The organism is Pseudomonas sp. TE6288 (assembly GCF_054062095.1).
The window spans coordinates 21,633-33,908 of sequence record NZ_JBSSEW010000025.1; the positions used below are offsets into that span (position 1 = coordinate 21,633).

Annotated in this window: 9 protein-coding genes and 1 pseudogene; 3 read left to right on the forward strand and 7 right to left on the reverse strand. The window is 64.2% G+C overall.

Translation table 11 applies throughout. The annotated features are described in order from the left end of the window. Positions 1-65: 65 nt before the first annotated feature. The 6 genes and pseudogenes from ACVWY1_RS22620 to ACVWY1_RS22645 form a co-directional block, all read right to left on the reverse strand. Positions 66-1,352, reverse strand: a complete 1,287-nt coding sequence (locus tag ACVWY1_RS22620; protein ID WP_457378782.1) for an NAD(P)/FAD-dependent oxidoreductase — start codon at positions 1,350-1,352, stop codon at positions 66-68. A 53-nt stretch (positions 1,353-1,405) separates the two neighbouring features. Then, the gene (locus ACVWY1_RS22625) at positions 1,406-2,959 is read right to left on the reverse strand and encodes an amino acid permease (RefSeq protein ID WP_457378783.1); all 1,554 of its coding nucleotides are present in this window, start codon (positions 2,957-2,959) and stop codon (positions 1,406-1,408) included. A gap of 7 nt (positions 2,960-2,966) precedes the next feature. Then, complete coding sequence (locus ACVWY1_RS22630; RefSeq protein ID WP_146022577.1) at positions 2,967-3,224, reverse strand: hypothetical protein; 258 nt, start codon at positions 3,222-3,224, stop codon at positions 2,967-2,969. A 291-nt stretch (positions 3,225-3,515) separates the two neighbouring features. Further along, positions 3,516-4,271 carry a methyl-accepting chemotaxis protein gene (locus ACVWY1_RS22635; RefSeq protein ID WP_371926761.1) on the reverse strand — a complete coding sequence of 252 codons (756 nt, stop codon included), beginning with the start codon at positions 4,269-4,271 and terminating at the stop codon, positions 3,516-3,518. A 102-nt stretch (positions 4,272-4,373) separates the two neighbouring features. Then, a pseudogene (locus ACVWY1_RS22640) lies at positions 4,374-5,642 on the reverse strand (PDC sensor domain-containing protein); the annotation flags it as partial. A gap of 56 nt (positions 5,643-5,698) precedes the next feature. After that, complete coding sequence (locus ACVWY1_RS22645; RefSeq protein WP_457378784.1) at positions 5,699-7,051, reverse strand: APC family permease; 1,353 nt, start codon at positions 7,049-7,051, stop codon at positions 5,699-5,701. Positions 7,052-7,476: 425 nt separating this feature from the next. Between ACVWY1_RS22645 and ACVWY1_RS22650 the strand changes: the two genes are divergently transcribed. Both ACVWY1_RS22650 and nadA read left to right on the forward strand, forming a co-directional pair. Then, on the forward strand, positions 7,477-8,988 hold the full coding sequence (locus ACVWY1_RS22650; RefSeq protein WP_457378785.1) for a YdgA family protein: 1,512 nt from the start codon (positions 7,477-7,479) through the stop codon (positions 8,986-8,988). Between the two features lie 244 nt (positions 8,989-9,232). Continuing rightward, complete coding sequence (gene nadA / locus ACVWY1_RS22655) at positions 9,233-10,291, forward strand: quinolinate synthase NadA (RefSeq protein WP_102681685.1); 1,059 nt, start codon at positions 9,233-9,235, stop codon at positions 10,289-10,291. 59 nt (positions 10,292-10,350) lie between these two features. On the opposite strand, the gene ACVWY1_RS22660 is transcribed toward nadA, so the two are convergent. Continuing rightward, the gene (locus ACVWY1_RS22660; RefSeq protein ID WP_046856749.1) at positions 10,351-11,787 is read right to left on the reverse strand and encodes a M48 family metalloprotease; all 1,437 of its coding nucleotides are present in this window, start codon (positions 11,785-11,787) and stop codon (positions 10,351-10,353) included. A gap of 106 nt (positions 11,788-11,893) precedes the next feature. On the opposite strand from ACVWY1_RS22660, the gene ACVWY1_RS22665 reads away from it, so the two are divergent. Continuing rightward, a complete protein-coding gene (locus tag ACVWY1_RS22665) occupies positions 11,894-12,133 on the forward strand; it encodes a sulfurtransferase TusA family protein (protein ID WP_023630920.1) in 240 nt (79 codons plus the stop codon). Positions 12,134-12,276: the final 143 nt, after the last annotated feature.

The following is a 12,276-nucleotide window of genomic DNA, read 5'->3' on the forward strand; positions in this document are numbered from 1 at the left end:
TACGAAAAAGCCCGCCTTCATGGCGGGCTTTTTCATGCCTGTCGAAAAAGTGGCCTGACCCACTGTCAACGGTTCAGGCGCCGTGCATCGAACGCATCACGTGCCTGGTAGGCGGTGTAGGTGGCCTGCGCAGCCGCCAGGCCGGCCAGGCCGAAGGTGCGGTCGAGGCCGAACCGACTGAAACCGCTCGGGATCGGCAGGCGATGGGCAATGGCATCCGCCAGGACTTCGCCGGCGACCGTGGTCGGGGCCATGCCATGGCCGCCGAAACCGACCGCGTGCCAGATGCCGTTGTGGTCCTGGCCGATCTGCGCCATCTGGTGGCGTCCGTAGCTCATCAGGCCGCCCCAGGAGTACTCCAGTTCCACGTCCTCGAATTGCGGGTAGACGCTCGCCAGGTCGGCCTTGAGCAGCCTGGCGATGGCCTGCGGCCCGCGATCGAGAATGGAGATGCGTCCGCCCCAGAGGATCCGGCTGTCTTTCAGCGGGCGGTAATAATCGAAGGCGAAGCGTGTATCGTAGATGGCCGACTGGCAGTCGATGGCCTCCTGCAGGCGTGCGCCCAGTGGCGCAGTGGTCACCACGTAGGTGGCGATCGGCAGCACGGCGCGTTCGATCGGGGCGTAGACGCCGCGGGCATAGCCCCCTGCGCTGAACACCACCTGCTCGGCATGGACTTCGCCCTGGCCGGTGCGCACGATGTAGCCGCCTGCCTTCTTCTCGATACTGGTGACCGGCGACTGTTCGTAGATCGTCACCCCGGCCTGTGCGGCTGCCTGGGCGATGCCGCAGACATACTTGAGCGGGTGGAAGTGGAATGCGTTGCGCTCCAGCAACCCGCCGTAATAGCGCTCGGTCCTGAGCTGTTCCTTCAGTTCGCCGGGGGCGATGTATTCCCAGTCGACGCCATAGGCCTGCTTCATCAGCTGGCGCGGTTTCTCAAGGCGCGACGGGTCGTTGAACCAGTTGGCGAGGATCACACCCTGGTCGACCAGGTCGCAATCGATGGTGTATTTGCGGGTGCGTTCGCGGATCAGGCCGACGGCGTCGAGTGTCAATCGATACAGCTTGCGTGCCTCGTTGGCGCCCAACGCCGCCAGCAGATCGGCGTTGCCGAGGCTGTAGCCGCCGAAGACGAAGCCGCCGTTGCGTCCCGAGGCGCCATGGCCGATGCGTTGCGACTCGAGGAGTGTCACATCGCTCACCCCGCGCTCGGCAAGCCCTATCGCAGTCGACAGGCCGGCCAGGCCACCACCGAGGATGCAGACGCGGGTATCGGTGCGCCCGCTCTGGGCAGGGTAGAAGGTTCTGCTGGCGGTGGCTTCGTAGTAGGAGTCGAAGGTGCTGTTCATCAGGGTCCCGGAGCAGTGGTGGGCGGACCGGGGCGGGTCCGCCAATGGAGAGTTCAGGCGGGTTGCTGGCTGGCTGCGAGCGCATCGCCTGTGGGCTCTGCCTTGCTGCGTTCGGCTTTGCGAATCTCGATACTGGAGAAGTCCATTTCCCTGTAGCGCACCACCTTGGAGCCTGTGACCAGCTTGTGGCTGAACCAGACCACCACGAACAGCACCAGGCCGACGTAGGTGGCGAAGGCACCGACCCAGTCGATCTGCCCGCCGATGAACGCCTGGTAGTTCTGCCCGAGCATGACCACCATGCACAGGCCGAAGGCGAACAGCGGGCCGAACGGGAAGTATTTCGACACATACGGCAGTTTCGCCAGGTCATTGCCATTGAGCAGGTAGCCGCGGCGGAAGCGGTAATGGCTGATGGCGATGCCCAGCCAGGCGATGAAACCGAGCATGCCGGAGGTGTTCAGCAGCCACAGGTAGAGCTTGCCGGGGCTGAACAGGAAGCTCAGCAGGCACAGACCCGCGACCGCGGCGGTGGCCAGCAGCGCCCAGACCGGCGTGCCACTGCGGGTCACCCGGGCGAAGATGGCCGGCGCCTTGCGCTCCAGCGCCAGGCTGTAGAGCATGCGCGACGAGGCATACATGCCTGAGTTGCCGGCGGACAGCACCGAGGTCAGGATCACTGCGTTCATCACGGCGGCGGCGGCGAGCATGTCAGCCTTGGTAAAGATCAGGGTGAACGGACTGATGGTGACATCCGACAGGCCGTCCTTGAGCAGGCGCGGGTCGGTGTAGGGGATCAGCAGGCCGATCACGACAATGGTGAGTACGTAGAACAGCAGGATGCGCCAGAAGATCTGGCGCACGGCCTTGGGAATGTTGCGTCCCGGGTTTTCCGTTTCGCCAGCGGCGATGCCCACGAACTCGGTGCCCTGGAACGAGAAACCGACGATCATCGCCACGCCGATCAGCGCCGGCAGGCCGCCGGCAATGGGCGCGTCGCCGATCTGCCAGAGGTGGGCGCCACCGTCCTGGCCGCCTTCGAGGATGCCCAGCAGCATCAGCACACCCACGGCGATGAAGATGATGATGGTGATGACCTTGATCAGGGCGAACCAGAACTCCGCCTCGCCGAAGAAGCGCACCGAGGCGACATTGAGGGCGAACAGCAGCACCAGGAAGGCCGCACTCCAGATCACCCCGGGGGTGTCCGGGAACCAGTAGAGCATGATGATCTGTACGGCCACCAGGTCCACGGCGATGGTCACTGCCCAGGAGTACCAGTAGTTCCAGCCCAGGGCGAAGCCGAAGCTTTCTTCGACGTAGCGCGAGGCATAGGTGGAGAACGAGCCGCTGACCGGCATGCACGCGGCCATTTCGCCGAGGCTGGTCATCAGGAAGTAGACCATCAGGCCAATCACCGCGAAGGCCAGCAGTGCGCCGCCGGGGCCAGACTGGGCAATGGTGGCGCCGGAGGAGACGAACAGGCCGGTGCCGATGGAGCCGCCGATGGCGATCATGTTCAGGTGACGGCTGGTGAGGGTGCGCTTGAGGTGTCCGGAAGGTGGGGCTGCGGCAGTCAAACTTCCGTTGTTGTTCGAATGGGTCATAGGCAACCTATTGGATCTGCATTCGGGTGAGTTGTTGTTTTTGTTGTGAACTGACCACTTCCAGTTGCAGGTGACGGGCGCGGATGGGGCGCCGGTCGGCCAGCAGCTTCTCCAGTGCTGCGGCGGTGGCGATTGCATTGATTGAAATCAGTATTGGCGTTGAAAGGTGTTCGCAACAAACGACAATTAGTTGCCATATCATTCCATTTTGGAATGCTTGGTTTCGTCGTTTTGATCGTGTGGCAAAGTTGAAATTTGCACGCATTCATCTGGATTACCCATATTTACTGAGATGCGTCGACGTCATTGTGGAGTGTGAAATGGTCGTTTTGTAACTGTCATGAAATGTACGAAACAATATGGCGGAAATTTATTCATCATTGATGCAACAAAAAACCGATACCTGGCGTGGCCAGATATCGGTTTCGGAGGGTCATATCCCTTCAAGCGGAGGGATTGATGAAGGGGCAGCCTTGTCGTGAGCTGTCAGCCTCTGTCACGGCGGACCGTGCGGCTGCTGGCAGTCCGCTGTTGCTGTTTCATCCGGGGGGCGGATTCAAACCCGGAACTGCGCCATCAGTGCCTGCTGCTGGTTGGCCAGCCGGTTCAACGCCTGGCTGATGTGCGCCGATTCGTCGGCCTGCCCCGACAGCGACTCGGTCACGTCGCGGATGCCCGCCACGTTGCGGTTCACCTCTTCGGCCACTGCGCTCTGTTCCTCGGCGGCCGAGGCGATCTGCAGATTCATGTCGGTGATCACCGTCACCGCCTCGCCGATACGCTGCAGCGCTGGCAAGGTCTGTTCCATCTGCGCGGCACTGTCCTGGGCCTGGCGCTGGCCGGCCTGCATTGCCTCGACCACGTCCTGGGTGCCTTGCTGCAAACCTTCGATTACCTGGCGGATCTCCTCGACCGACACCTGGGTGCGCTGCGCCAGGTTGCGTACTTCGTCGGCGACCACCGCAAAGCCTCGCCCGGCTTCGCCGGCGCGGGCCGCTTCGATGGCGGCGTTGAGGGCCAGCAGGTTGGTCTGCTCGGCGATGGCGCGGATCACTTCAAGTACCGAGCCGATCTGTTCGCCACGGCTTTCCAGGGCGCGGGCTTCATCCATGGCCGCATCCATGCCGCCGGCAAGCTGGGCGATCGCTTCGCGGGTGGCGCCCACCCGCGCCAGGCCATCGCGGGTTGCCTGGTCGGCACCGCGTGCGGCCTGGGCGGCCTGTGCGGCGTTGTGGGCAACGTCATGGGCAGTGGCGCTCATTTCGTTTGCCGCCGTGGCCACCTGTTCGATTTCGCGGTGCTGTTGCTGCATGCCGTCGCTGGTCTGGCGGGCAATCAGCGCCGACTGGTCGGCAGTGCCGCGGGCTTCCTGCAGCGAACCCTTGAGCTGGGCGATCACCGGTTGCAGCTTGTCGAGGAAGCGGTTGAACCAACCGGTGAGCTGGCCCAGTTCGTCGTCGCGGGCGTAGTCCAGGCGCCGCGTCAGGTCGCCTTCACCGCTGGCGATGTCCTCCAGGCGGGCGGCCACGGCCAGGATTGGCCGGGTCACGCCGCGGGCGGTCAGCCACACCAGCAGCAGCCCCAGCACGGCGGCGCCCAGGCCGACCAGCAGGCTGACGAGGTTGGCCTGCTGGTTCTGGCTGTCCAGGCGCTGGTTGAGGGTGACGGCGGGGGCTTGCAGTACCTGCTCGGGCAGTTCGAGCAGCACCTGCCACGGTGCCGCCCCGGGAATTGGCGCAAAGGGTCGGGAAATACGCATGGTGCCTTGGTCCAGGCGCTCGACGGCCTGGCCGGCGCGCAGTGGTGCGGCCAGGGCCGCCGCGCTGGCACCGAAGGCCTGCTGCACGGTCTTGCTCAACTGGCCGGCATCCTGACTGTGGCCGGCGAGCAGGCCCGCAGGGCTGACGATGCTGACCTGGCCCTGGCCGTCGAACAGCTCCTGGCGGCCGGCCAGGCTCAATTGCTGCAGGTTGTCCAGGCCGATGTCCAGGCCGACCACGCCCACCACCTTGCCGTTTTCCTGCAGCGGCAGAGCAATGCTGGTCATCAGTACCTGATGACCGTTGACCTCGTCGAAATACGGGTCTAGCACGCACGCCTTGGCGGTTTCCAGCGGGCAGGTCAGCCAGCGGTTGTAGGGCGAACCGTTGGCGCCGATGCTGGTATCGGCGAGCATCGACTCGGGCATGGCCTCCGCTTCGAGGGTGCCAGTGCCGGGCTGCGACCAGTACAGCGAAAAACGCCCGCTGTCGTTGCTGCCGTTGTCGGCCTGGCCGACGAAGCGCGCGTCCTGCTGGTCCAGGGCGTTGGGTTGGAACACCAGGTACAGGCCGATCAGGTCGGCATTGCCGGCCAGTGCGGCACGGGCTTCGCGGCTGAGCTCATCGCGCAGGTCGGCGCCGCCACGGGCCTTGAGCGCCTGCACCAGGCGGGCGAAACCGTTGCCGTACTGGTAGGCGTCCATGAAGTAGCGCTGGATGCGCAAGGCCTGGGTTTCGCCGTGGGCCTGCAGGCGCAGGCGGGCACTGTGGTCGAGCAGTTCGGTGTTGGCCTGGAATACCTGCTCGGCGCTGCGCCGGGCCTGGGTGAGCGAGGTGGCCACCAGCAGGGCGACGATGGCCAGCAGGCACAGGCCGGCGAGCAGGGTGATCTTCCACTGGATGGAGAGACGGCGCTGCGACATGGGCTTTTCCTTCTCGGGCAAACACAACGCCCGCGGTCAGGCGGGCGTCGGTGGGGTCATTCGGCGATGCAGTTCGGTGGCGCAACCCTGAAGGCTTTGGTCAGCCAGGCCAGGTAGAGCATGCCAAGCAGGGCCCAGACTCCGCCGAACAGCAAGGAGTGTTCGTTCAGGTCCAGCCACAGCGAGACGATGATGCAGAAGCCTATCGTCGGCGCCACCAGATACTTGAGGTTGTTCGTCAGTCCCTTGTTCTGTCTCTCACGGATATAGCAGTGGTTGATCACCGAGAGGTTGACGAAACTGAACGCCACCAGCGCGCCGAAGTTGATCACCGAAGTGGCGGTGACCAGGTCGAAGAAGATCGCCGACAGCGAAATCAGGCCGACCACGGCGATGTTCAGCACCGGGGTCTTGTAGCGCGGGTGCAGGCGGGCGAACACCCCGGCCGGGATCACGTTGTCGCGGCCCATCACGTACAGCAGGCGCGACACGCTGGTCTGCGAGGCCAGGCCCGAGGCGATGGTGTTGATCACCGTGCAGGCGATGAACACCGACTGGAACAGCTTGCCGCCGACGTACAGGGCGATTTCCGGCAGGGCCGCTTCCTGGTCGTGGAAGCGCTGCATGGTCGGGAAGTAGGCCTGGATGAAGTAGGACACGCCGATGAACACCACGCCGCCGATCAGCGCCGTGAGGAAGATCGCCCGGGGGATGGTCTTGCCCGGGTCGCGGGTTTCCTCCGACAGGCAGGTCACTGCATCGAAGCCCAGGAACGAGAAGCACAGGATGGTCGCGCCAGCGGCCAGGGCGGCGAACTGGGTCTGGTCGTCGGCGAACGGTACCAGGCTCCAGGCCGTGCCCAGGCCTTCGCCATGGCCCAGGCCGCGCCAGCAGAGGTAGATGAACACCGAGATGATCGCCACCTGCACGGCGACGAACAGCAGGTTGAAGTGCGCCACCAGGTTGATGCTGCGCATGTTGATCAGGCTGATCAGGGTGACGAAGCCGACCACCCACACCCAGGCCGGCACTTCGGGGAACATTGCCGACAGGTAGAGCTTGGCCAGCAGCGCATTGACCATGGGCAGCAGCAGGTAGTCCAGTAGCGACGACCAGCCGACCAGGAAGCCCACGTGCGGGTTGATGGCGCGCTGGGTGTAGGTGTACGCCGAGCCCGACTGCGGGAAGCGCCGCACCAGGGTGCCGTAGCTCACGGCGGTGAACAGGATGCCGGCCAGGGCCAGGATGTAGGCGCTGGGCACGTGCCCGGCAGTGATCCCGGAGACGATGCCGAAGGTATCGAACACGGTCATCGGGGTGAGGTAGGCCAGGCCGATGATCACCACGTGCCAGAGGCGCAGGGACTTGCGGAACTGGGCATCGCCGGAAGCGCTGTGGTCAGGCTGCATGCGGGCGCTGCTCCTGTGTCGAAACAACGGGCACGGCGAGTGACGGGCACGACAAGGTCGAGCGGATGGGCTCCATGTTGTTCACCTTTTATGTTGGAGCTGCAGGGTGCGCGAAATAAACAACGATGGTCGTTTGAGTGTCAAGTTAAACATGACGGGTAGTCAGTTGGATGGAAGGTGAATCGGTTTTTTTGGCCGTTATGCACTGTTATTGGCCGATTGAGCGGATCGTAAGTCGATTTTGATGTTCGTAAAAATTGACATTGCTGTTGGCCAAGGCAGGCTGCCCTTGGGGTGTCGATAAACGAAATACCGCAAGCATTACCGCGCCGGCCGGGTGCCGATGGTATTCTTGCCACCCCGCGTGCCCTCGTTTCCGTGGTCCGCCCAATCGCCCTTCCTATGGACAGCAATCGGTTCTATTCATGAAGAAATCAGTAGGCATCCTTTCCGGCCTGGCGGTCGCCATCGCCGTCGCAACCACCGCTGGCGCCTGGTACACCGGCAAGCAACTGCCCGCGGAGCTGGAACGCTCCGTTGCCCGCGGCAACGAAGAGCTGAAGAAAGCCCTGGTCGGTAACGGCGGCAGCATGACCATCGAGCTGGTCTCGCTGGACCAGCACTTCTTCACCAGCACCGCGCACTACCGCCTGAAGGCCGAGAACGTGCAGCTCGGCGAGGCCGAGGCGCTGAACTTCCAGGTCGGCGTGACCGACCAGATCGAGCACGGCCCGTTCCCTTGGTCGCGGGTCAAGGCGTTCAAGCTGATGCCGGTCATGGCCACCAGCAACAGTGCTTTGGACAAGGATGACTTCACCGCAGGCTGGTTCACCGCCGCCGGCGACAAGGCACCGGTCACCGCCCAGGTCAGCCTCGGCTACAACGGCAGCGTCGACAGCGATATCCGCCTGGCGCCGGTGACGCTCAAGGAGGACGGCGGCAACGTCCTGGACTTCTCCGGCCTGCAGCTGCAACTGCGTGGTGACCGCGACGGCAAGGCGGTGGAGATCCACGGCAATGCCGAGCACCTGGAGTTGAACTTCGTCGATGAGCAACACGCGCCGGTGAAGATCCTGCTCAACGGCTTCAAGGCCGGCGGCAAGCTCCACGAAACCGCTCACGACATGGTCTATGTCGGCAACTTCGACCTGGCCCTGGCCGACACCCAGGTGACCTTCGGGCCGAAGCAGGAAGTGCTGGTGCTCAAGGGCCTGCAGCAGAACAACCTGTACAACGCCGAGGGCGAGGCCAAGGACAAGCTGGCCGGACGCCTGGAATACAAGGTTGCCGACATCAGCTATGCCGGGCGCAAGGTCGGCAGCGCGGAAATGGTCCTGACCATGAAGTCCATCGACATCGCGGCCATGCAGGCGCTGATGGAGTGGTACCAGACCCAGCTGCCGCAGATGCAGCAGGCAGCCGCCGAGGGCGAGGCGCCGACGTTGGACATGACCCCCGAGGAGCAGGCCAAGGTCCAGGGCGAGTTGCAGAAGCTGCTGGTGGCCAAGCCGCAGGTCGCGGTGGAGAAGCTGGCGTTCAAGACCGCCAATGGCGAGAGCCACTTCAACCTGGCGATGGACTTCGCCAGCCCGAGTTCGTTCGACCTGCCGCCTGACCAACTGGGCAAGCAGCTGCTGACCCAGCTGAAGGCCAAGCTCAGTGTCTCCAAGCCGATGGTCGGTGACCTGGCCACGTTGCAGGCGCTGCTCGACGGCGAGACCGACGCCCAGGCCATTGCCCAGCAGTCCAGCCAGGCTGGCGAGATGCTCGGCATGATGGCGCTGCAGAGCGGCATGGCCACGGTAGAGGGCACCGATGTGGTATCGAGCCTGCAGTACGCCGATGGCATGGTCGACTTCAACGGCAAGAAGATGACCGTCGAAGAGTTCGCCATGCTGATCAGCGGCCACCTGGCGGCGCTGCAGCCGCAGGGCTGAGCCCTCGGGCAGACCCGCTCCCATCATCGTGGGAGCGGCGATGCGGCGACCCGACTTGCTCCGCGACGGAGGGCTGCAAAAACCCCTTTTGCATCCTTCCGATTGCCTGTAGCCTTCGCGTCCGATAATAATCCGCGCCCGCAGAGGGGCCGAGACGCTGGCCGTCCGGCACCGCTAGCCGATCTGCCAGGGCCGGGTGATACACTCGACTGACGCGCTCAAGCGCCCTGCAGGTCCAGCGATCATGACCCAGATTTCCGAACGCCTGTTGGTCCAGGCGCACCTCGATGCCAAGCAGCCCAACCCGCTGACGCCCGCGCAGGAGGCCGAATACCGTGCGGCCATCGCCGCCGAGCTGAAGAAGCAGAACGCCGTGCTGGTGGCCCACTACTATTGCGACCCGGTGATCCAGGCCCTGGCCGAGGAAACCGGCGGCTGCGTGTCCGACTCGCTGGAAATGGCGCGCTTCGGCAAGAATCACCCCGCCGAGACCGTGGTGGTGGCGGGGGTGCGCTTCATGGGCGAGACGGCGAAGATCCTCACCCCGGAAAAACGCGTGCTGATGCCGACCCTGGAAGCGACCTGTTCCCTCGACCTGGGGTGCCCGGTCAAGGAATTCTCGGATTTCTGCGACCAGCATCCCGAGCGCACCGTGGTGGTCTACGCCAATACTTCCGCAGCAGTGAAAGCCCGCGCCGACTGGGTGGTGACCTCCAGCTGCGCGCTGGAAATCGTCGAAAGCCTGATGGACAACGGCGAGACCATCATCTGGGGCCCGGACCAGCACCTGGGTCGTTACATCCAGAAGCAGACTGGTGCCGACATGCTGCTGTGGGATGGCGCCTGCATCGTTCATGAAGAGTTCAAGTCGCGCCAGCTGGCCGACATGAAGGCGCTGTACCCGGACGCCGCGATCCTGGTGCACCCGGAGTCGCCGGAAGCGGTGATCGAGCTGGCCGACGCGGTAGGTTCCACCAGCCAGCTGATCAAGGCGGCGCAGACCCTGCCGAACAAGACCTTCATCGTCGCCACCGACCGCGGCATCTTCTACAAGATGCAGCAGCTGTGCCCGGACAAGGAATTCGTCGAGGCGCCGACCGCTGGCAACGGCGCGGCCTGCCGCAGTTGCGCGCACTGCCCGTGGATGGCCATGAACACCCTGGAGCGGGTGCTGGACTGTCTGCGCAATGGCAGCAACGAGATCTTCGTCGAGCCGGCGCTGATCCCCAAGGCGATCAAGCCGTTGAACCGCATGCTCGACTTCACCCAGGCGGCGCGGTTGAAGTTGTCCGGTAACGCCTGACCGGTTGCACAAACCATCGCGGGGCAAGTCGGGTCGCCGCGATGGTTTCTGGCTGTGTATCAGCGCCCCATCATCTCCTTGACCATGCGCTGCTGCTCCATGATCTCGCGCTGGCGCTGGTCGATCTGTGAAGCCAGCGGGAAGTTGCTGCCCGAGCGGCGCTTGGCGTAGTCGAGCTGCTGGATCGCCTGGTCGAAGTCGCCGACCAGGGTGAAGTATTCGGCGCGCGCGCGGTGCAGGCCGATAGTGTTGCCCGACAGCCCGCGCACTTCGGCCACGTCGTACCACACGTCCGGATCGTCCGGACGGTTCTTGACCAGGTCATCCAGCACCTTTTCCGCTTCGGCCGGCTTGTTCTGCTTGACCAGCAGGTCGGCGCGCACCTGTTTCAACGGGTAGTTGCCCGGGTACAGCGCCTGCATGCGCTGGGCGCGCTGCTGGGCGTCGGCCAGGCGGTTGTTGGTGATGTCCAGGTCGATCTGCGCCAGGTTGTAGGTGATGTCGTTGGGCGCCTTGGCCAGCAGCGGCTTGAGGTTCTCCCGCGCTTCGTTGAGCTGGCCGCCCTTGATCTGCGCCAGGGCCAGGCCGTAGCGGGCGGCATCCATGTTCGGGGTTTCGTCGAGCTGGGCGCGGAAACGCTTGGCGGCCATGCCCGGCGTGCCTTCGTAGGTGAGCTGCACGCGGGCGCGGATCAACTGGTAGCGCAGGCTATCTTCCACGCCGCCCTTGGGCGCCTGTTCGGCGCGGTTGCGGGTGTCGGCGATACGCGATTCGGTAACCGGGTGGGTCAGCAGGAATTCCGGCGGCTTGGCATCGTAGCGGTACTGGCGGGCCAGGCGCTCGAACATGCTGGGCATGTTGCGCGGATCGTAGCCGGCCTTTTCCAGGTTGAGGATGCCGAAACGGTCGGCTTCCTGTTCGTTCTGCCGGGAAAAGCGCCGCTGCTCCTGGATTGCCGCGGCCTGTGTGCCGGCGATCACGCCAATGCCGGCATCGCCGCCGCCGCCCGCCGCCAGCACGATACCGGCCAGCAAGGCCGCCATCATCGGCAGTTGCATGCGTTGCTGGGCCTCGACGCCGCGGGCGAAGTGGCGTTGCGACAAGTGCGCCAGTTCGTGGGCCAATACCGAGGCGTACTCGCCTTCGGTCTGGGCATTGAGGAACAGGCCGCCGTTGACCCCGACGATGCCACCGGGTGCGGCAAAGGCGTTGAGTTCCTTGCTGTCGATAAGGATGAACTCCAGGCGCCGGTCCTGCAGTTGGCTGGTCTCGGCCAGCTTGTACACGCTGGTCTCGACGAAGTCCTTGAGCTGTGGGTCGTTGAGCTGGTTCACCTGGCCGCGCAACAGGCTCAGCCAGGCGCGGCCGAGCTGGTGTTCCTGTTGTGGCGAGACGATCGCGGAGCTGGCGTCGCCCAGTGACGGCAGGTCGTCGGCGTGGCCGGGCAGGGCCAGCAGGCAGGCCAGCGTCAACAGGGTGGGGCGCAGTAGATTCATGCAGAAGCTCGCGTCGGTCAAAAGCCTTACTGTAGCCGGGTCGCGCGATGCCGACCAGTGGCGGTATCCTAGCGGCCTTCCCCATGCGGTCCTGGAGCGCTGCCCGATGAGTGACACCCCGACTTGTGACGCCGAGCTCGATGCCAGCGGTCTCAACTGTCCATTGCCGCTGCTCAAGGCGAAGATGGAGCTCAATCGCCTGGCCAGCGGCGCGGTGCTCAAGGTGCTCGCCACCGATGCCGGCTCGCAACGCGACTTCCGCACGTTCGCCCAATTGGCCGGTCATACGCTGCTGCATGAAACGGCCGAGGCCGGGGTCTACACCTACTGGCTGCGCAAGGCCTGATTCCCTTCATTAGGCTCTATACGAAAAGCCTTGATACTTGTTCATGCTGCGTTGAAAACAGCCTCGGAATGCTCATGTACTCTAGTACACTCCGCTTCCTCGGCTGTTTTCGCCTTGCCTGACCTGCGTCTCAAGGCTTTTCG

Excerpts from the sequence above, each read along its gene's own strand:
- ACVWY1_RS22635 (WP_371926761.1), bottom strand. The coding sequence starts at position 4,271 with ATGCAGCAACAGCACCGCGAAATCGAACAGGTGGCCACGGCGGCAAAC.
- ACVWY1_RS22620 (WP_457378782.1), bottom strand. The coding sequence starts at position 1,352 with ATGAACAGCACCTTCGACTCCTACTACGAAGCCACCGCCAGCAGAACC.
- nadA (WP_102681685.1), top strand. The coding sequence starts at position 9,233 with ATGACCCAGATTTCCGAACGCCTGTTGGTCCAGGCGCACCTCGATGCC.
- ACVWY1_RS22645 (WP_457378784.1), bottom strand. The coding sequence starts at position 7,051 with ATGCAGCCTGACCACAGCGCTTCCGGCGATGCCCAGTTCCGCAAGTCC.
- ACVWY1_RS22625 (WP_457378783.1), bottom strand. The coding sequence starts at position 2,959 with ATGACCCATTCGAACAACAACGGAAGTTTGACTGCCGCAGCCCCACCT.
- ACVWY1_RS22630 (WP_146022577.1), bottom strand. The coding sequence starts at position 3,224 with ATGCGTGCAAATTTCAACTTTGCCACACGATCAAAACGACGAAACCAA.
- ACVWY1_RS22665 (WP_023630920.1), top strand. The coding sequence starts at position 11,894 with ATGAGTGACACCCCGACTTGTGACGCCGAGCTCGATGCCAGCGGTCTC.
- ACVWY1_RS22650 (WP_457378785.1), top strand. The coding sequence starts at position 7,477 with ATGAAGAAATCAGTAGGCATCCTTTCCGGCCTGGCGGTCGCCATCGCC.
- ACVWY1_RS22660 (WP_046856749.1), bottom strand. The coding sequence starts at position 11,787 with ATGAATCTACTGCGCCCCACCCTGTTGACGCTGGCCTGCCTGCTGGCC.